At 63.1% G+C, this 18260-nt stretch carries 18 protein-coding genes; 4 read left to right on the plus strand and 14 right to left on the minus strand.

Going from position 1 to position 18260, the window contains the following annotated elements:
* Positions 1-4 precede the first annotated feature (4 nt).
* The gene (locus NKJ73_RS18070; RefSeq protein ID WP_023676741.1) at positions 5-286 is read right to left on the minus strand and encodes a hypothetical protein; all 282 of its coding nucleotides are present in this window, start codon (positions 284-286) and stop codon (positions 5-7) included.
* Between the two features lie 130 nt (positions 287-416).
* On the opposite strand from NKJ73_RS18070, the gene NKJ73_RS18075 reads away from it, so the two are divergent.
* Entirely contained in the window at positions 417-1289 is an 873-nt protein-coding gene (locus tag NKJ73_RS18075) for an SDR family NAD(P)-dependent oxidoreductase (RefSeq protein ID WP_023676742.1), read from the plus strand.
* Positions 1290-1358: 69 nt separating this feature from the next.
* Here the strand turns inward: NKJ73_RS18075 and NKJ73_RS18080 are convergent, their stop codons facing one another.
* The 3 genes from NKJ73_RS18080 to NKJ73_RS18090 all read right to left on the minus strand — a co-directional run bounded on the left by NKJ73_RS18080 (position 1359) and on the right by NKJ73_RS18090 (position 3185).
* Positions 1359-1790, minus strand: a complete 432-nt coding sequence (locus NKJ73_RS18080) for a low affinity iron permease family protein (RefSeq protein ID WP_031211766.1) — start codon at positions 1788-1790, stop codon at positions 1359-1361.
* Positions 1791-1958: 168 nt separating this feature from the next.
* A complete protein-coding gene (locus NKJ73_RS18085; protein WP_352570472.1) occupies positions 1959-2600 on the minus strand; it encodes a DapH/DapD/GlmU-related protein in 642 nt (213 codons plus the stop codon).
* 96 nt (positions 2601-2696) lie between these two features.
* On the minus strand, positions 2697-3185 hold the full coding sequence (locus NKJ73_RS18090) for a CreA family protein (RefSeq protein WP_023676745.1): 489 nt from the start codon (positions 3183-3185) through the stop codon (positions 2697-2699).
* A gap of 205 nt (positions 3186-3390) precedes the next feature.
* Here NKJ73_RS18090 and NKJ73_RS18095 point away from each other — a divergent pair, with 205 nt between their 5' ends.
* Entirely contained in the window at positions 3391-3969 is a 579-nt protein-coding gene (locus NKJ73_RS18095) for an SCO family protein (RefSeq protein ID WP_352570473.1), read from the plus strand.
* Positions 3970-3980: 11 nt separating this feature from the next.
* Entirely contained in the window at positions 3981-4853 is an 873-nt protein-coding gene (locus NKJ73_RS18100; RefSeq protein ID WP_352570474.1) for a 50S ribosomal protein L11 methyltransferase, read from the plus strand.
* Between the two features lie 39 nt (positions 4854-4892).
* On the opposite strand, the gene NKJ73_RS18105 is transcribed toward NKJ73_RS18100, so the two are convergent.
* Positions 4893-5237: a hypothetical protein gene (locus NKJ73_RS18105; RefSeq protein WP_352570475.1), complete on the minus strand. Its 345-nt coding sequence runs from the start codon at positions 5235-5237 to the stop codon at positions 4893-4895.
* Between the two features lie 36 nt (positions 5238-5273).
* Between NKJ73_RS18105 and NKJ73_RS18110 the strand changes: the two genes are divergently transcribed.
* Positions 5274-7118 carry an aminopeptidase P family protein gene (locus NKJ73_RS18110; RefSeq protein WP_352570476.1) on the plus strand — a complete coding sequence of 615 codons (1845 nt, stop codon included), beginning with the start codon at positions 5274-5276 and terminating at the stop codon, positions 7116-7118.
* Here NKJ73_RS18110 and NKJ73_RS18115 read toward each other — a convergent pair.
* The 9 genes from NKJ73_RS18115 to ftsZ form a co-directional block, all read right to left on the minus strand.
* On the minus strand, positions 7108-7998 hold the full coding sequence (locus NKJ73_RS18115) for a LysR family transcriptional regulator (protein ID WP_023676750.1): 891 nt from the start codon (positions 7996-7998) through the stop codon (positions 7108-7110). The two genes, NKJ73_RS18110 and NKJ73_RS18115, sit on opposite strands and share 11 nt — an antisense overlap.
* Before the next feature lie 316 nt (positions 7999-8314).
* Positions 8315-8611, minus strand: coding sequence for an AzlD family protein (locus NKJ73_RS18120; protein WP_023676751.1), 297 nt, complete (start codon positions 8609-8611; stop codon positions 8315-8317).
* Positions 8608-9336, minus strand: a complete 729-nt coding sequence (locus NKJ73_RS18125) for an AzlC family ABC transporter permease (RefSeq protein WP_023676752.1) — start codon at positions 9334-9336, stop codon at positions 8608-8610. The genes NKJ73_RS18120 and NKJ73_RS18125 overlap by 4 nt, the downstream gene beginning before the upstream one ends.
* A gap of 122 nt (positions 9337-9458) precedes the next feature.
* Positions 9459-10151, minus strand: a complete 693-nt coding sequence (locus NKJ73_RS18130; RefSeq protein ID WP_352570477.1) for a DUF2461 domain-containing protein — start codon at positions 10149-10151, stop codon at positions 9459-9461.
* A complete protein-coding gene (gene ligA / locus NKJ73_RS18135; RefSeq protein WP_352570478.1) occupies positions 10151-12358 on the minus strand; it encodes an NAD-dependent DNA ligase LigA in 2208 nt (735 codons plus the stop codon). Before ligA ends, NKJ73_RS18130 begins: the two co-directional genes overlap by 1 nt.
* A 241-nt stretch (positions 12359-12599) precedes the next feature.
* A complete protein-coding gene (recN, locus tag NKJ73_RS18140) occupies positions 12600-14273 on the minus strand; it encodes a DNA repair protein RecN (RefSeq protein ID WP_352570479.1) in 1674 nt (557 codons plus the stop codon).
* Between the two features lie 13 nt (positions 14274-14286).
* The gene (locus NKJ73_RS18145; protein ID WP_023676756.1) at positions 14287-15156 is read right to left on the minus strand and encodes an outer membrane protein assembly factor BamD; all 870 of its coding nucleotides are present in this window, start codon (positions 15154-15156) and stop codon (positions 14287-14289) included.
* Positions 15157-15360: 204 nt separating this feature from the next.
* The gene (gene lpxC, locus NKJ73_RS18150) at positions 15361-16308 is read right to left on the minus strand and encodes a UDP-3-O-acyl-N-acetylglucosamine deacetylase (protein ID WP_254818982.1); all 948 of its coding nucleotides are present in this window, start codon (positions 16306-16308) and stop codon (positions 15361-15363) included.
* 279 nt (positions 16309-16587) lie between these two features.
* Positions 16588-18258, minus strand: coding sequence for a cell division protein FtsZ (ftsZ, locus tag NKJ73_RS18155; protein ID WP_352570480.1), 1671 nt, complete (start codon positions 18256-18258; stop codon positions 16588-16590).
* Between the last annotated feature and the right edge of the window lie 2 nt (positions 18259-18260).

Consider the following 18260-nt stretch of genomic DNA (forward strand, 5'->3'; position numbering starts at 1 on the left):
CCGTCTAGCCTCGCATTGCTTTCAGCTTTTCCGCTACCGAAGCGGCAAGGTCGGCGTAGCGCTCCTCCAGCCGCTCGGCCGCCTTGATCACTGAAAAATCATGGCCGAATTTTTCCAGCGCCATGCGCAGCTTTTCGACGAATTCGGCCTGTTTTTCGAGCGCCGAAAACAGCGTCATAACTTGCGCTTCGCTGATGTCGGGATTGGCGAGCATTTGTGGCACCTCGCGGCTCATCTGGTCGCCGGTGGCGGTCTGTTCTTTCAGGATCTCGATCCAGTCGGTCAATCGTCAGGTCTCCTTTTTCGATATCAGCATGCGCAGCGCCCGCCGATGCGGTCAACCCGAAGATGCCGGTACCGGCTTGCGCGAGCCTCTTTCCGCGCTAAGTTCGCCGCGGCCAGAACAGGAGAAAATCATGACCACCGACGCCGAGATCCAGACCGCCCTGCCCGCACTTGCCTCCGGCAATGTCGCCGTCATCACCGGCGCGGCCAGCGGCATCGGCCTTGCCGCGGCCAAACGGCTGGCGGCGATGGGCATGAACATCGTGTTGGTCGATATTGGCGGCGCACGCCTCGATGAGGCCCGACGCGCCGTCGCCGCCATCGCCGGCGACAGCGCCGTACTTGCCGTCGCCACCGATGTCTCGAAGGCCGACGAACTCGACCGGCTGGCCGAAAGGACATTCGGCGCCTTCGGCGACGTATCGCTGCTGATGAACAATGCCGGCGTCGGCAACAATCCCGGCAAGCCGTGGGAGAACCGCGACGCCTGGAAACGGCTGCTGGATATCAATTTCTGGGGCGTCGTCCATGGCGTCGAGGCCTTTGCGCCGCGCATGCTGGCGGCGGGAAAGCCGGGCCTGATCGTCAACACCGGCTCCAAGCAAGGCATCACCACGCCGCCCGGCAACCTCGCCTACAACGTTTCCAAGGCGGGCGTGAAGACCTATACCGAAGGCCTGGCGCACGCGCTGCGCAACGAGCCGGGCGCCAGTGTCGCGGCGCATCTGCTTATCCCCGGGTTCACTTTTACCGGCCTGACCGAAGGTGCGACCGAAAAGCCGGCCGGCGCCTGGACCGGCGAGCAGGTCATCGACTTCATGCTGGCCTCGCTACTGCGTGGCGATTTCTACATCCTGTGTCCCGATAACGAGGCGACCCGGTCCATGGACGAAAAGCGCATGGGCTGGGCGATTGGCGACCTCATCGAGAACCGCCCTGCCCTGTCGCGCTGGCACCCGGACTACAAAGATGCTTTCGCGGCATTCATGACACGCACCGCATGATCCCGAACCGAAGATCACCGTAGCAAAGAATCGGATCCGATCTTCGCAGGTATGCGCCGGACCTTTATATCACGCCGCCGCGTGCTTCTTCGTGTTCCGCTTCTTCGCCATGGCTTTCTCGGCTGCCAACTCGGCAAGCTTCTGATCATGCCGCTTCGCTGCCTGTTCGCATTTCTTGCGGATCTCTTCGACCTCGGTCTCAGTCAGGTGTTCGATACCGATGAAGGTGTTCTGGGCTGTGCTGACCCGGATCAATTCGTCGAGCTTCGCCTGGATCGCAGCGCCATCGCGGTTCTGGGTGTTCTGGATGAGAAACACCATCAGGAAGGTGACGACCGTCGTGCCGGTGTTGATGACGAGCTGCCAGGTGTCCGAAAAGCCGAACATCGGCCCGCTTGCCGCCCAGACGACGATGATCAGGAAACAGACGGCAAACGTCGGCGGCAGGCCGGCAAAATGGGCGACGTTGTTGGCGATCCTGGTGAAAAGCTTCTCAATCATTCAAACTCCCTCAACAGCCGGGCGACGAACCCGGACGGAAGCCGAGTTCATTGTGTCTGCAGAAACAGTTGGCAGCCGCTCCTGGTTCCCTCGCGGCGGAAGGTCGCGGGTACATTGTTGGAGGAGCAGATCGCGCAGGCCGTCGGACCGCTTGCAGATAGCCCGAACTCAGGCGGCGTCGTTTTCCCAGCGGTCGAGGAAAGCCTCGATGGGCAAGGCCTGCATGTCGGGGACTGCCCTGGCCAGTTTCTCGAGCGGCCAGTCCCACCAGGCAAGCCGTTCGATCCGGGCCGCAGTTTCCGCGCTGAAGCGCTGCCGCACTGGCCTGGCCGGAACGCCGGCGACGATTGCATAGGCCGGCACGTGGCGCGTCACCACCGCGTTGGCACCGACGATCGCGCCGTTGCCGATCACTACGCCAGGCATGATCACGGCGCCATGGCCGATCCAGACATCATGGCCGATGCTGACGGCTTTCGCCCGCCGCCGGTCGCGGAACGCCTGATCGACACCCAGCCAGCGGAAATACTCGTTGGGCCGATAGCTGATCTTGTGCTGCGTCAGCCGCTCGACCGGATGCTCCAGCGCATTGATGCGGCTGTTGGCGGCGATCGAGCAGAATTTGCCGATCGTCGTATAGATCGCCTCGGCGTGGCGCTCGAAGTAGGAAAAGTCGCCGACCGTCACCTCGCGCAGGATGACCCGCTCGCCGATCGACGCGTAGCGTCCAAGCTTGCACGCCTTCAGCTCCGCCGTCGGATGGATGCGCGGCTCGGGATCTTTCAGGACAAGGTGTTCGGGACGGTCCATGCGCGCGCTTTACGCCCGCGCGCATAGTCTCGCAAGCCGAGTGCAGCGCCGCGCATCCGTTTGGACGCGCCAAGGACCCTGTAGCACCTTCAGTCTCTATTTCGGCTTGCCGCTGGTCCACACCACGTTCTGGCCGTAGAGCGGCACGGTGGTGACCGACATTTTTGCCGAGCCATCCTGCACCTGGCGTGAATGCGACAGGTAGATCAGGGTCTCGTTGGCCTTGTCGTAGATGCGGTTCACCACCTGCTTTTTCCAGATCAGGCTGATGCCTTGCTTGAACACCTCCTCGCCGGCCTCGCTCATGTCGATGTCGCCAATGGTGATCGGCCCGGTCTGGCGGCAGGAGATCGAGGAATCGGACGGGTCCTCGAACCAGTTGCCTTTCTGCAGGCGGTCGATCACGCCACGGTCGAAATAGGAGACGTGGCAGGTCACGCCCTCGACCTTCGGATCCTTGATCGCCTCGACGATGATATCGTTGCCGAGCCAATCGACGCCGACCTTGCCGACTTCCTCGGCGGCGGCCGCGCCGGCGCCAATGACAAGGCATGCGGCTAACGCGCCGCCAATCAGTTTTCGCAAAGAGGCCTCCTGCGGTTCGAATTTTGCCGACCTCAGGTGGGACGAACGGCAGCGCTTTGCAAGCAGATCGCCTCCCACAGGATTGCCGGTTGCGGCAACGCGACATCTTTGCGTCGGCACGACCGAACCGCTAAGAGTGTTCGCCAAGCCAGGGCCTTCACGGCGCCAACCCGGCGCCCGATGGAATAACGACGGACTTTCACTGATGATGCGTTCAATTCTGGTCGGTATTCTCGTCCTGATGGCCGCCGGAATCGGCTGGCTCACCTTCGACTGGTACCGCGGACATTATGGCGGCGAGCCGTTCGGAGCACCGTTCACGCTGGTCGACCAGAAGGGCGCGCCGGTCACCGAAGCCGCGTTTCGCGGCCACCCCAGCGTCGTCTTCTTCGGCTTCACGCACTGTCCGGAAGTCTGCCCGACCACGCTTTTCGAGTTGGCCGGCTGGCTGAAGACGATGGGCGACGACGGCAAGAACCTGCGTGCCTATTTCGTTACGGTCGACCCGGAGCGCGATACGCCCGAAATCATGAACACCTATGTCAGCAATTTCTCCGATCGCATCCTCGGCATATCAGGCGATCCCGACAAGGTCCACGCCATGGCCAAGTCCTTCGGCATCTACTGGAAGAAAGTCGACACGAGCGACGGCGACTACACGATGGACCACACTGCTTCGGTGCTGCTGCTCAACGCCAAGGGCGATTTCGCCGGCACCATTGCTTATGGCGAAAGCCCGGATGCCGCCATCGCCAAGCTCAAACGGCTGGCGGCGGAAGGTTGACATATCCGGTAATGACGCAGACGCGTTTGTATTTCACCGCGGGCAAGATCGAGGCTGATCGCATCTTCGCGGCGCTCGGTGCGGCATTCGACGATGAGGGCCTGCCGATTGCGGTGCTCGAGGTCGACGAGGACCGCGACATCCACGAAGTATCGCTCTATGCCGACGACGACGTCGATGCGGTCGAGGCGCGGCTTAGGGACATCCTTGCCGGACTGTCGCTGTCGAAACCGATAGCGCGCGAAGCGCTGCCCGACATCGACTGGGTGGCGCGCTCGCTGGAGGGATTGAAGCCGGTGCGGGCCGGGCGCTTCTTCGTCCATGGCGCGCATGACCGCAGGAAGCGCCACAGCGGCGAGCTCGCCATCGAGATCGAGGCCGGCCTTGCCTTCGGTACCGGCCATCACGGCACCACCGCCGGCTGCCTCGAAATGCTGGAGCAGGTCATACAGCGCGAGCATCCGCGCAACGCGCTCGACCTTGGCACCGGCAGCGCGGTGCTCGCCATCGCAGCGGCCAGGCTCGCGCATATACCGGTGCTGGCGACCGACATCGACCCGGTCGCCGTCAAGGTGGCCGCCGCCAATGCGCGGCTGAACCAGGTCAAGGGGCTCATTGAAACGGTGGCGGCGCCCGGTTTTCATCATCCGATCTTTGCCGCGCGTGCGCCCTTCGACCTGATCGTCGCCAACATATTGGCGCGGCCGCTGATGCGTCTGGCGCCGCAAATGGCCGGACATATCGCGCTCGGTGGCTCGATCGTTTTGTCGGGCATCCTCGAGCGCCAGCGCGATGCGGTAATCGCGGCCTATGTCGGCCAGAAATTCCGGCACGTCCGCACCTTGCACCGCGGGGGCTGGGTGACGATTCACCTCAAGCGCTGAGGCGCAGCGCCTTCAACGCAAGCCGGAATCAACTCGGACCTAGCGCGAGTTCGCCGCTTTCTTCAGCTGTTCGCGATCGTAGCCGTGAGCTTTCAGCGTTTCGTCGTCAAAGCCAAGCAGAACGCCGCTCACATACCGGCTCGCTTCGCGCTGGCGAGCTTCGATCAGCGCTTTCACAGCGTTTCTGAAAAATCCGCGTCTACGTGAAATCGTGGACATGACGGTCTCCTTTGCAGGGCAATAGGACTCTTTCCTCCACGTGAAGAAGGTAAGCCTTGCTGACGCTTTTTGAAATCGCCGATTCTGCATGGCCTCCATGCGCAAAGAGACACGCAGCAACCGGGAATGATCGTTCCGAAAATCGATTCCGATTTTCGAGGTCATGCGCTACGGTCGCGCCAGCATTCGAGGAGAGCCGACATGTTCCAGACCTTCGATTCCGCCGGCGATCCGGCCGTTGGCAAGCCGCGCGTGGCAATGCTGCGCCAATGGTTGGCGGCGAACGGGCTGGATGGCTTCATTGTGCCCCGTGCCGACGAGCACCAGGGCGAATATGTCGCCGATCGCTCGGCACGGCTGAAATGGCTGACCGGCTTCAGCGGCTCGGCCGGAGTCGCCATTGTGCTTGGCGAGCGCGCCGTCATGTTTGTCGACGGGCGCTACACGCTGCAGGTGCGCCAGGAGGTCGATCTCGACATCTTTTCGATCGAGAGCCTTGTCGACAACCCGCCGGCCAACTGGATCAAGGACAATCTCGGCAAGGGCGTGCGACTTGGTTTCGATCCGTGGCTCCATACGATCAGTGACGTCAAGGCGCTGAAGGCCTCGGCCGAGAAATCAGGCGCGATACTGGTGCCGCTCGAAGAGAATCCAATCGACGCCATCTGGCAGGACCAGCCCGGGCCGCCACTGGGGCCGGTCGAGATCCACCCGATCGGCTTTGCCGGCGAACTGGCCAAGGACAAGCTGGTGCGGCTGGCGGCGGCCACCGAGAAGGACGGCGCCACCCATGCCGTATTGACCGACCCCTCCTCCATTGCCTGGGCGTTCGATATCCGTGGCGGCGACGTACCGCACACACCGCTGGCGCTCGGCTTTGCCGTGCTCGCCGCCGACGGCTCGCATCTGCTTTTCATGGACCAGCGCAAGTTTTCGCGCACCGTCGCGGCCTACCTGACGCAGCTCGCCGAATTGCACGAACCAGGTGAATTCGAAACGGCAATCGTCACCCGGGCCAAGGGCGGCGCAAAAATCGCGCTGGACCCGGTTCTCGCGGCGGACAAGCTCAGAATGCTGGTCGAGGATAATGGCGGCACCGTCATTGCCACGGCCGATCCGGCCCGCATTCCACGCGCAACAAAGAACAAAGCTGAGATCGCCGGCGCACGCGCCGCACATCGCCGCGACGGCGCCGCGGTCGCCAAGCTGCTGTGCTGGCTCGACCGCCAGAAGCCCGGCACGCTCGACGAAATCGCCGTTGTCACCAGGCTTGAGGAGACGCGCCGTCAGACCGGCGAAGAAACGCAGATGCCGCTGCGCGACGTATCGTTCGATACCATCTCCGGCGCTGGTCCTAACGGCGCTATCATGCACTACCGCGTCTCCCGCGCCACCAATCGCAAGCTGGGGGATGGCGAGCTGTTCCTGCTCGATTCCGGCGGGCAGTACCAGGACGGCACCACCGACATTACCCGCACGGTTCCGATTGGCGCGCCAACCGAGGAGATGCGCGAGCGCTTCACGCTGGTGCTGAAAGGCATGATCGGCATCTCCATGCTGCGCTTCCCCCAGGGCACGCGCGGCTCCGAAATCGATGCAGTGGCGCGCCTGGCGCTATGGAGACACGGCTGCGATTTCGCCCATGGCACCGGGCACGGTGTCGGCTCCTATCTTGCCGTGCATGAGGGCCCGCAGCGTATCGCCAAGACCGGTACCGAAAAGCTGCTGGCCGGCATGATCGTCTCCAACGAGCCCGGCTATTACAAGGAAGGTTCCTACGGCATCCGCATCGAGAACTTGATTCTGGTGACACCGGCCGAGGCAATCGAGGGCGGCGACATCGCCATGCACGGCTTCGAGACACTGACGCTGGCGCCGATCGACAAGCGGCTGGTCCGATCGGACCTTTTAACCCGCGACGAGTTGCATTGGCTTGACGAATACCATGCGCGCGTACTGGCCGAGATCGGACCGATGCTCGACGGCGAAACGCTGGCCTGGCTGGAAAAGGCAACCGCGCCGCTGCCGCACGACTTCAAGCAATAGCCGCGGCGGCAACGCCGGTTGACAGGCATTGCTCCGCAAGCAGTCCCTGCAAAGCGGTGACGTTGGGAGAACCGGCTCCCTTGCGCCAGAACAACACCGTGACGGCGTTGTCTTCGTCAGAGGGCAGTTCGTGCAGCTTTAGCCAGCGGCTTTCCGGGAAACCCGAAAGCACGCTTTTCGGCATCAGCGCTATGCCCATGCCAGCCACCACGCAACCAAGGATGGCATGGTATGAACCAAGCTCGATGGTTTTCTCGGCCATGAACCCTCGGCGCGCATACCATTGTTCCAGCCGCTTGCGGTGCGGACAGCCGTGCTCGAAGGCTATCATGGTTTTGGGCATGTCCAGGTGGTCTTCGACCGAAACGCGCGATGCCGCCGAGACAATGACCAGCTGCTCGTGAAACGCGGGCAGCTTTTCGAATGGGGCGTCGGCGATCGGCTCGGCGGCGAACGCTGCATCGAGCTCACCGGCAAGCATGGCGGTCGCGAGAACCTGCGGATTGCCGGTGCGCAACTGGATTTCCACTTCGGGATGCCGTGCATGGTATTCGGCGAGCAGACTTGGAAGCCGTGCCGCAGCGGTGCTCTCCATGGCACCTAGGCGAAGAGTGCCGCGCGGGCGTGGATCGAGCATCGCCGTTCGCGCCTCCTCCGCAAGCGCCAGCAGCCGATCCGCATAGCCGACCAATCTGTGACCGGCCGGCGATACGTGCAGGCGCTTGCCCTCCCGGATAAACAGCTGCACGCCGAGATCCTCCTCGAGCTGCCGGATGCGTGTGGTCACGTTCGACTGCACGCGAAACAGTTTTTCCGCCGCCCTGGTGATTCCACCCTCGCGCACCACCGTGCGGAAGATGCGCAGATCGGCCAAATCCATACATCTCTCCTGGAGAACATAACGATCTTAATTATTCATTTTAACTGATTATGCCTTTCCCGTAAATCGCCGGTGTAGCTGCCGATCAACACGGCAAACCAGGGGAGATGGAAATGTCGCGTAAGCCCTTCGGCATCCAGCCGACCGATCTAAGCGCATTGACGCCGAAGCAGCGCGAAGCCCTCTATAGTGACGCCGTGCGTCGCGCCCACCAGGAGAGATCGGAGGCGATCCGGCTGAGCCTGTCGCGGGTCGGCGCGGCAATAGTCGCTGCGGTAAAACGCATGTGTGCTCTCGCCGCCAAGGCAAAAGTCGATCAGCCGACGAGCTGCCGCGCGAGGATCAGCACGGCAGCACCCGCCAGGAACATCGCCATCAGGCCGCCGCGCAGTGAGACCAAGCCGGCAACGATCAAGGCTGCCCATTCCGCCGGCCCGGCGCTGAGCGCCGCCGGCGCCACCAGCGTGGTCAGCACCGCCGCCGGCACGGCGCTGAGCCCGGCTTCGACGCGCGGGTGGATTTGATCGAAACGCGAGATCACCAGATGACCGCCGATGCGGGTCAGATAGGTCGCGATCGAAGCGGCGATGATGATCCACAAGGTCGTGCTCATCGCCGTACCTCCACGCCGCTGTGGCGGGGCGGCAGGATGACGGCGAGCAGCACGCCGGCCAGCGCACCTATGGAGACATGCCAGGGCGAGCCGACCGTTTTGTATGCAATGATGGAGGCGGCAGCGCTGGCGATGACCACCGGCAGCCACAGCGGCCGCTTGCGGAAGCTCATGACTAGGCCGAGAAAATAGATCGGCAGCAGGAAATCGATGCCCAACGCATGGGTGTCGGGAATAAGCTTGCCGAACATCGCGCCGAGCGCGCTTTCGATGGTCCAGAACACATAGACCGGCAGCCCAAGCCCCATATACCAGGTGAACCCGACGGTCTCGCCGGCCTCCGCCTTGCGCTCGGCCACCGCGAACTGCGGATCGGTAAGCACGAAGTAGCCTATCGCCTGCTGGATCAGCGGCCAATGCGCGATGCGCCGGCCGATGCCAGCCGAATAGAGCACATGGCGAAAATTCACCGCGAAGATCGACAGCACGATCAGCCACGGCGCGACATGCTGGCCGAACAGCTCGATGCCGACCATCTGGCTGGCGCCGCCGAACACCGTTGCGCTCATCAGGAACGCTTCGAGCACGGAAAACCCGTTGTCAACTGCGAGCGCACCGAACAGCAATGCAAACGGCGCCGACGCCACCACGACGGGCATGCTGAGCCGCACGCCGTCCCAGAAATCGCTTTTCGCTCCGTTTTCGGAGATTGCTTCCGCCGACATCGATCGCTCCTTGGGAACGGCCGTATGTAGAGAGAGCGGCCCGGCTTGTCACACCAATTTGCTTGAGGCAAACGATCAGCGGAAATGATGGCTGAAGCGTCGCGGCAAGCTCGCTTCCGAGCCTAGCGCGGCGAAGCCTTGCCATCGATCGCCCTGCCCCAGTCGAGCAGCGGTTTTGCCCGCATGACGAAGTCGACGAGTTCGTCGACCAATCCAGCTCCGTAGATATCCGCCGGCTCGATTGCGTGCCGGACGGCAAAATGCCGGTTGCGGATCGCGGCAGCGAGATCGGGCTCGGCGATATGCTCGAAGCCGCGCGGCGTGCGCTTCATGCAGCCGTCCGGGTCGATCTCGAGGCCGTTCTTCTTCAGCGCCGCGACGAGGCTGCGGAATTCAGCGGGCCGCTTCGCGATCGCGTTGCGCAGCGCCAGCAATAGCTCCGGTCCGGGCTGCCACCAGGCAATGGCGGCAAAGCATCGCTCGAGCCCGATATGGACGTAAAAAACGCCCTGTTCCATCTTGGTGCCGTCGGGCGAAAGGATCGCCGACAAATGCCGGTTATAAGGCCGTTTGTCCTTGGCGAAACGCACATCGCGATTAATCCGGAACAGCGACTTCTTGCGGTCGCCGCGCAGGCCGAGCCCCAATGCCATGAAGCGCTCGGAGAGCGTCTCGACCAGATCGCCGAAGGGACCGCGCAGGTCGCGTTCGAAAAGGTCGCGGTTTTCCAAAAACCACTCCCGGCTCTGATGAAAATCCAGCGCCTTGAGGAAGGGAATGGCCTTTTGCCCAAAACCGTTGAACGCAGCCGCCATCACCCGCCCTTGCCGATCCGCTGCAGCCAGGTGTCCTCGTCGATCACCTCGATGCCGAATTTGGTCGCATCCTTCAGCTTGGAACCGGCGCCTGGCCCTGCCACCAGAAGATCGGTCTTCGCGGAAACCGAGCCGGCGACCTTCGCGCCGAGGCGTTCGGCCATCGCCTTGGCCTCCGGGCGCGTCATCTTTTCCAGCGTGCCTGTAAACACGATTGTCTTGCCGGCGACCGCACTATCGGCTGAGACGTTCACAATGTACGGCTTCGGATGGACCTGTGTGAGCAGCGCTTCAAGCACGGCGTCGTTGCGTTCATTGCCGAAGAAATCGCGAAGCGCGCCTATCACCGTATCGCCGATGCCGTTGATCGAAGGAAAAACGCTGTGTGGATCGGCTGCCGCTGCCGTCTCCTTGCCGATGCGGATCAACTCCTCGATCGTCGAGAAGGTTCGGGCAAGCACAGCGGCCGTCGTTTCGCCGATATGGCGGATGCCCAGCGCGAAGATGAAGCGATCAAGTTCCGGTTCGCGGCGGGCGTCGATGGCAGCGAAGAGCTTGTCGAGGCCGTCATAGTTGCGTTCCTCGACGCTGCGTACATTCTTGCGCGTTTTGCCCGATGCGGCCTCGCGCTGCCTGGCCTGCTCCTCCCGTCGCTCCGCCAGCGCCTTGGTGACGGCGGGACGGCGGTCCCGGAGAGTGAAGATATCGGCGGCTGTCTTGACCAACCCGGCATTGAAGAACAGGTCTATGTTTTCAGCGCCCAGGCCTTCGATATCCATGGCGCCGCGCGACACAAAGTGGCGCAATCCTTCGACGGCCTGCGCAGGACAGATCAGTTCGCCGGTGCAACGTCGGCGGGAATCTTCCTTGCCGGTCTTCTCGTTGATCTCGCGCGTTGCCGGCGAGCCGCAGATCGGACATTTGTGCGGGAATTCGTAGGGCACGGCATCAGTCGGCCGCTTGTCGGCGACGACGCTGACGATCTGCGGAATGACGTCCCCTGCCCGCTGGATGACCACCGTGTCGCCGATACGCACGTCATAGCCGTCGCGGATCGGCTGGCCGTTGCTGTCCAGACCCTTGATGTAGTCTTCGTTGTGAAGCGTGACGTTTTCGACCACGACGCCGCCGACCGTGACGGGCGCAAGCCGGGCAACGGGCGCCAGCGTACCGGTACGGCCGACCTGAATGTCGATCCTGAGCACGGTCGTCATCGCCTGTTCGGCCGGAAATTTGTGGGCAATGGCCCAGCGTGGTTCGCCGGTGACAAAGCCCCATCTGCGCTGCAATTCCAGCTGGTCGACCTTGTAGACGACGCCGTCGATGTCGTAGCCGAGCGATGAGCGCTGGGTCTCGATTAGGTGATAGTGCGCGACCAGTTCCTCGACCGATTTTGCTCGGACCATCAGCGGACTGACCTTGAACCCCCACTCCGCGAACTTCTGCACCGAATCGTACTGGGTCGGAGCCGGATCCTTCGTCGTATAGCCCCAGGCATAGGCAAAGAATTTGAGGTTGCGGCTGGCGGTAACGGACGGGTCCTTCTGACGGAGCGACCCGGCCGCCGTGTTACGCGGATTGACGTAATCCTGGCCGCCTATCGCCGCCGAACGTTGCTTCAGCGCCTCAAATTCCGCGTAGGTCATATAGACCTCACCGCGTATTTCGATGACCTCGGGCCAGTCCGATCCCTTCAAGGTCTTGGGAATATCGGCGATGGTCTTGAGATTGGCGGTGATGTCCTCGCCGACGACGCCGTCGCCGCGCGTTGCTCCCTGCACGAACACACCGCCTTCATACCGCAGGGAAGCCGATAGCCCGTCGATCTTCGGCTCCGCCGTGAAGGCGATGTTCAGATCCTTGTCGCGGTCAAAGAATCGCCGGCCCCGTTCGATGAAGTCCGCGACGTCCTGGTCGGTATAGGCCTTGGCTAGGCTGAGCATCGGCACCGCGTGGCGCACCTTGGCAAAGCCTTCCGCCGGCGGCGCGCCGACCCTGCGTGAGGGCGAATCCTCACGCACCAAAGCGGGGAAGCGCTGTTCGATGGCGAGGTTGCGCCGCGTCAGCGCGTCATATTCCGCATCCGTGATTATCGGCGCGTCCTCGCCATGGTAGCGCCGGTCGTGCTCGGCGATCTCCTGCGCCAACCGCTTCAACTCGCTTGCCGCCTCGCTTTCGCTGAGCGAATCGACTGGTTTTTCGTCCATGCACTGCTCCCTCCACGGTGGCGCGACACAATAGAGCAGGATTCTCTCACGAGGGAGAGACCAGGCACGGAAAATCATTCCTGAACAGCAGGATGGCGCCAGACCCTGACTCAGGTCACGAGCGCCGGAAACGAACTCGTCTAGAGCAATTCCGGGAAAAGTGTGAAACGGTTTTCCGTCCGGAATTGCGCAAAACAAAGAAGTAGAGCGGTTCGGCGTTTCCGTGAAACGATGAACCGCTCTAGGCTGCAGCGGTGTTCTCCCGCAGCAGCCGCTCGGCCGCCGCGCGCGCCTCGTCGGTGATGGTGGCGCCGGCGAGCATGCGTGCGATCTCTTCCTGCCGCGCCGCCCGGTCCATCTCGGCGATGCCGGTCGAGACCCGGTCGGCCCCGCCCGATTTGGAGATCAGGAAATGCGTCGCCGCGCGCGCCGCCACTTGTGGTGCATGCGTGACCGAAAGCACCTGCACGCGTTTTGCCAGCCGCGCCAGCCGCTGGCCGATGGCGTCGGCAACCGCACCGCCGACGCCGGTGTCGATTTCGTCGAAGACCAAGGTCGGCGCCGAGCCCCGGTCAGCGAGTGCTACCTTCAACGCCAGCAGGAAGCGCGAAAGCTCGCCGCCGGAAGCGACTTTCATCATCGGGCCGGGCCTGGTGCCGGGGTTGGTGCGCACCCAGAACTCGACCTGGTCGATGCCTTCTTCCATGCGGCTCTCGGCATCGCTTGCGATCTCGACGATGAACTCGGCCCGTTCGAGCTTCAGCGCCGGCAGTTCGGCCATTACCGCCTTGGTCAGCCCGACGGCCGCCGCATGGCGAAGCGACGACAGCTGGGCCGCCGTAATGTCATAGGCCTGGCGCGCCGCTGCAGCCTGTGTCTCCAGCGCATGCAGGCGCTCTTCGCCGGCGTCGAGATCGGCAAGGTCGGCCGCCATGGTGTCACGCAATTGTGCCAGGTCGTCGACGGCGACGCTGTGCTTGCGCGACGCGGCACGCAGCGAAAACAGCCGCTCCTCGGCTTTCTCCAGCCGCTGCGGATCATATTCGGTGGCGCGCAGTGCGGCTTCGACGCCCGACTGCGCCGCGTCGAGCGACAGCATCGCCTCGTCGAGCGACTTGACGACATCCTCGAGCAAGCCGGGCGCTTCCGTCACCTTGCGCTGCAGCCGCCTGAGCAGGCTGGCCAACTGCGGCAAGGGCGAGGACGGGCCCGAGAGCACATCCTGCGCATCGTGGATTTCCGAGGCGATCTTTTCGGCACGCATCATCGAGGCGCGCAGTTCGGCGAGCTCGGTCTCTTCGCCCGGTTGCGGATCGAGCCTGGTCAATTCGGCGACCGCCGCACGCAGATAATCGGCCTCGCGGGCAGCTGCCTCGACTTTGGCCCCGTGCCGTGAAAATTCCTGCTCACAGGTACGCCAATGCCGCCACGCCTCGCCGGTTGCCCGCGCGGCACCCAGATGACCGCCGAAACTGTCGAGCAACTCGCGATGGGCGCCGGGATCGACCAAAGCGCGCTCGTCATGCTGGCCGTGGATCTCGACCAGCGCACGGCCGATGTCGCGCATCAGCGTCACGCTGGACGGCTGGTCGTTGACGAACACGCGCGTGCGGCCGTCAGCCGTCTGGACGCGGCGCAGGATAATGTCGCCGTCGTACTCGATGGCATTCTCGGCAAGCAGCATGCGAGCCGCGTGATTGCGCGGCACGTCGAACACGGCGATGACTTGGCCTTGTGCCGCGCCATGCCGCACCAGCGAGGCGTCGCCGCGGGCGCCAAGCGCCAGCGACAAGGCGTCGAGCAGGATGGACTTTCCGGCGCCGGTTTCGCCGGTCAGCACCGAAAGGCCGGACGAGAAGTCGATGTCCAGCTTCTCGATCAGAACGATATCGCGGATCGACAGCCTGGAGAGCATGGTGACGCGCCGCTCAGGCGCCGGTGATCAGCTTCCCGGCCTTGGAGATCCACGATCCGGCATTCTCGCGCGGCTCGAGCCCACCACTCTGCAGGAGCTTGTAGGAGTCCTTGTACCACTGGCTGTCGGGATAGTTGGTGCCGAGCACGGCCGCAGCGGTCTGCGCTTCCGACGTTAGCCCCATCGCATAGTAGCTCTCGGTCAGACGCGCCAGCGCCTCCTCGACATGGCGTGTGTTCGAATAGTTCTCCACCACGTTGCGGAACCGTTTGACGGCTGCGATGTATTCGCGGCGCTCGAGATAATAGCGGCCGATCTGCATCTCTTTGCCGGCGAGCTGATCGTTGGCGAAGCGGATCTTCTCCTTGGCGTCGTCGGCATATTCGGACGTGGGCCAGCGCGTCACGAGGTCCTGCATCGTCTGCACGGTAAGACGCGCTTCCTTCTGGTCCTGGGTGACGTCCTTGATCTGGCGGTAGTAGCTCAGCCCGATAATATATTGGGCATAGGCTGCATCGTCGGTCGACGGGTACAGGGTCAGGTAGCGCTTGGCCGAACCGATCGCCTCATCGTAATTGCCCTGACGGTAGTCGGCAAAGGCACCCATCACCATCGATTTGCGGGCGAATTCGGAATATGGATGCTGGCGGTCGACGGCGTCAAACTTGCGGCTTGCCTCCTGCAGTCGCCCGGCATTCAGATTGGCGAGACCCTGATTGTAGAGCACGTCGGCCGGCTCGGTCTGATCGACATAGGTCGACAGATCGACGTCCTTCTCGGACGACATGCAGGCCGACAGAAACAGCGATGGAACGACCACCGAAAGCGCCAGGAAAACAGCCCGCCGCAGCGCCTTCGATTGACCAACTCGCTTGAAAAACATGTTTGGATTCCGCCCTTTCGGCGTCATTTCAGTCGACGGCAGCAGCCATAAACCATAATTGCCTTGCCCGGCAACGCTATCCCCGGCCAATCGCACATTTTTGTGGCGGTTTGGCGCCACCTGGAAAGCTGTGTAATTTGGCCGGCCGGTGATGCATCCATGCAACACAGCTTGACCGCAATGTGGGCCGTAAGACCTTAAGAATCAGATCATCCAGGGCGCATAGAGGGGTGCGTTGACGGCGCTCATCTCCGCGGTACGCCCGCGCTCGCGGCGCGTCGTCTCGACGATCTCGAAAGCCGAACGGTCCGACAAGAGACGGCGCAGCGCAGCCGCGTTCAGCCTGTGGCCACCACGATAGGAGCGGAAGCAGCCGATGAACCGGGCACCGGCGAGCGCCAGGTCGCCCATCGCATCCATCGTCTTGTGGCGCGCGAACTCGTTGGGATAGCGCAGGCCTCCCATGTTGATCACGCGGTTGTCGTCGCCGATCACCAGGGAGTTTTCCAACGAGGAGCCGAGCGCATAGCCGGCCGCCCACAGCCGCTCGACGTCCTTCATGAAACCGAACGTGCGGGCCCGCGCGACGTCGCGGCGGAAAATGTCGGCGTTCATGTCGGATGCAAAAAGCTGGCGCCCGATCGCCGGACTTTCGAAATCGATCTCGATCTCGAAGCGCGTGCCGTCATAGGGCCTGAACTCCGCCCAGCAGGCTCCGTTCTCGATGCGAACCGGCTTGACCACCCTGATGTAGCGACGCTTGACCGGCAGCGTTTCGATGCCTGCCTGGTCAATGGCCTCGACGAACATCACTGCGCTGCCGTCGAGGATAGGCACCTCATGGCCGTCGATTTCGATGACGAGATTGTCGATTCCAAGCCCGAAAAGCGTCGCCATCAGATGCTCGACCGTGGCAATGTGCTCGCCTTGCGGATCGCCAAGCATGGTGCAGAGATCGGTGGCGCCGACCTCGGAGACGAGCGCGCGAAATTCGTGGCTTCCGCTTGCATTCGAAAGCTGGAAGACGACACCCGTATCGGCATCCGCCGGCAGGAAATGGACGGTGACCGGATTGCCACTGTGAACGCCGATGCCAGTCAGCGTCGCGCGCGATTTAAGTGTCGTCTGATAGTCGTGCAAAACAATCCCCATAGCCCGTACTGCCTAGGTCCGCTTCATCTGCCCTGAGGGCGCGGCTCTTGATTGATCGGCAGGCAGGGCCACTTCCCCGAGACTCCCAGCAAACCGACTTTGGTCGGTGGCGAAGATAATGATCCCGCAGGGAGACTCCAAATCACGGTTTCTTACTCTTTGTAACTGCGGTCCCGGGAGGGAACGCCTCATAAGTCCTTGTTCTGAAATCGTTTTTAACGTTAACAGGCGAACAGTCTCCTGCTCGCCTGTTAACAACTGTTACGAACCGTTAACAGATCAATTGGCCTGTCGGCGCAGAAAGGCGGGAATCTCCAACTGATCGTCTTCCTGGACAGCCCGGCTCTGCGGCGTCAGTCGGCCCTGCTCGTCCAGCTGGCCGCGGCGCGGCGCGTAAAGCTGCGGATCCTGGCTGGCAAGGCGGCGCACTTCCGCCGGCGCCTGGCGCAGTTTCGGTTCGCGCGGCTGCGCCGGCTGCAGCCTTGCAGGCTCCTCTTCGCGGCGGGTCAAGCCGTTGGTCAGGCGCTTGAGCAAGCCCATCGGGCCGCTGTTTTCGTGGTCGGCCGGGCGCGCCTTGGCTTCCACTTCGGCCTTCACCTGCGGCGGGAAATCCTCGACCCGCGGCATGCGCTGGGGTGCTGCGGCAACCGGCTGCGGCATTTCACGATGCGGAGCAGGCTGCATCGCTTGCTGAACCGCTGGCTGCATCATCGGCTGCGGCTGAGCCGGAGGCGCCTGGAAGATCTTGCTCTGCGGACGGAAGTCTTCCGCATGCGCGACCGGTGCCGGGCGGGCCTGCGCCACCGCTGCCGCATTCGCCTCGGCGAGCTGAATGGCCTCGGCGACCGGGTCGGCAGCACGTGGTTCATAGATCGGTTGCTGGACAGGCGCCGGGCGCATTTCCGTGACCTGGGCCGCCGGGCGGCTGGCCGCCTTCGGCGGAGCCGTGCGGATGGCGATCGGCGCGGCAGCGATTTCGGCCGCCGATTTGTCGATGCCGGTGGCGACCACTGACACGCGGATAACGCCTTCGAGTTCCTCGTCGAAAGTGGCGCCCAGAATGATGTTGGCATCCTGGTCGACCTCTTCGCGAATGCGGGTTGCCGCCTCATCGACTTCGAACAGGGTCAGGTCGCGGCCGCCGGTGATCGAGATCAGCAGGCCCTTGGCGCCCTTCATCGAGGTCTCGTCGAGCAGCGGGTTGGCGATGGCGGCTTCCGCCGCGGCCATTGCACGGCCCTCGCCCGAAGCCTCGCCAGTCCCCATCATCGCCTTGCCCATTTCGCGCATGACCGAGCGGACGTCGGCGAAGTCGAGATTGATCAGGCCTTCCTTGACCATCAGGTCGGTGATGCAGGCAACGCCCGAATAGAGCACCTGGTCGGCCATGGCGAAGGCATCGGCGAAGGTGGTCTTGTCATTGGCCAGCCGGAACAGGTTCTGGTTGGGAATGACGATCAGGGTATCGACGCATTTCTGCAGTTCCTCGATACCCATGTCGGCCGTCTTCATGCGGCGCTGGCCTTCGAAGTGGAACGGCTTGGTGACGACGCCGACGGTAAGGATACCCTTTTCGCGGGCAGCGCGGGCAACGACGGGAGCCGCCCCGGTGCCGGTGCCGCCGCCCATGCCGGCAGTGACGAAGCACATATGCGTGTTGGAGAGATGATCGATGATCTCATCGATGCATTCCTCCGCCGCCGCGCGCCCGACTTCAGGCTGCGATCCGGCGCCGAGACCCTCGGTGACATGCGCGCCGAGCTGGATCAGCCGCTCGGCCTTCGACATCGTCAGTGCCTGCGCGTCGGTGTTGGCCACCACGAACTCGACGCCGCGCAAGCCGGCGGTGATCATGTTGTTGACGGCATTGCCGCCGCCGCCGCCGACACCGAACACGGTGATGCGCGGCTTGAGCTCGGTGATGTCCGGCTTCTGCAGATTGATGGTCATTG

It is taken from the genome of Mesorhizobium sp. M0074, assembly GCF_040322975.1.
Lineage (GTDB): Bacteria > Pseudomonadota > Alphaproteobacteria > Rhizobiales > Rhizobiaceae > Mesorhizobium.

What these genes read in the sequence shown, in the direction of transcription:
- NKJ73_RS18145 (WP_023676756.1), bottom strand. Translation starts at nt 15,156, where the DNA reads ATGTTTTTCAAGCGAGTTGGTCAATCGAAGGCGCTGCGGCGGGCTGTT.
- NKJ73_RS18080 (WP_031211766.1), bottom strand. Translation starts at nt 1,790, where the DNA reads ATGATTGAGAAGCTTTTCACCAGGATCGCCAACAACGTCGCCCATTTT.
- NKJ73_RS18120 (WP_023676751.1), bottom strand. Translation starts at nt 8,611, where the DNA reads ATGAGCACGACCTTGTGGATCATCATCGCCGCTTCGATCGCGACCTAT.
- NKJ73_RS18130 (WP_352570477.1), bottom strand. Translation starts at nt 10,151, where the DNA reads ATGGCGGCTGCGTTCAACGGTTTTGGGCAAAAGGCCATTCCCTTCCTC.
- ligA (WP_352570478.1), bottom strand. Translation starts at nt 12,358, where the DNA reads ATGGACGAAAAACCAGTCGATTCGCTCAGCGAAAGCGAGGCGGCAAGC.
- NKJ73_RS18095 (WP_352570473.1), top strand. Translation starts at nt 3,391, where the DNA reads ATGATGCGTTCAATTCTGGTCGGTATTCTCGTCCTGATGGCCGCCGGA.
- ftsZ (WP_352570480.1), bottom strand. Translation starts at nt 18,258, where the DNA reads ATGACCATCAATCTGCAGAAGCCGGACATCACCGAGCTCAAGCCGCGC.
- lpxC (WP_254818982.1), bottom strand. Translation starts at nt 16,308, where the DNA reads ATGGGGATTGTTTTGCACGACTATCAGACGACACTTAAATCGCGCGCG.
- NKJ73_RS18075 (WP_023676742.1), top strand. Translation starts at nt 417, where the DNA reads ATGACCACCGACGCCGAGATCCAGACCGCCCTGCCCGCACTTGCCTCC.
- NKJ73_RS18100 (WP_352570474.1), top strand. Translation starts at nt 3,981, where the DNA reads ATGACGCAGACGCGTTTGTATTTCACCGCGGGCAAGATCGAGGCTGAT.
- NKJ73_RS18085 (WP_352570472.1), bottom strand. Translation starts at nt 2,600, where the DNA reads ATGGACCGTCCCGAACACCTTGTCCTGAAAGATCCCGAGCCGCGCATC.
- NKJ73_RS18125 (WP_023676752.1), bottom strand. Translation starts at nt 9,336, where the DNA reads ATGTCGGCGGAAGCAATCTCCGAAAACGGAGCGAAAAGCGATTTCTGG.
- recN (WP_352570479.1), bottom strand. Translation starts at nt 14,273, where the DNA reads ATGCTCTCCAGGCTGTCGATCCGCGATATCGTTCTGATCGAGAAGCTG.
- NKJ73_RS18105 (WP_352570475.1), bottom strand. Translation starts at nt 5,237, where the DNA reads ATGACCTCGAAAATCGGAATCGATTTTCGGAACGATCATTCCCGGTTG.
- NKJ73_RS18110 (WP_352570476.1), top strand. Translation starts at nt 5,274, where the DNA reads ATGTTCCAGACCTTCGATTCCGCCGGCGATCCGGCCGTTGGCAAGCCG.
- NKJ73_RS18115 (WP_023676750.1), bottom strand. Translation starts at nt 7,998, where the DNA reads ATGGATTTGGCCGATCTGCGCATCTTCCGCACGGTGGTGCGCGAGGGT.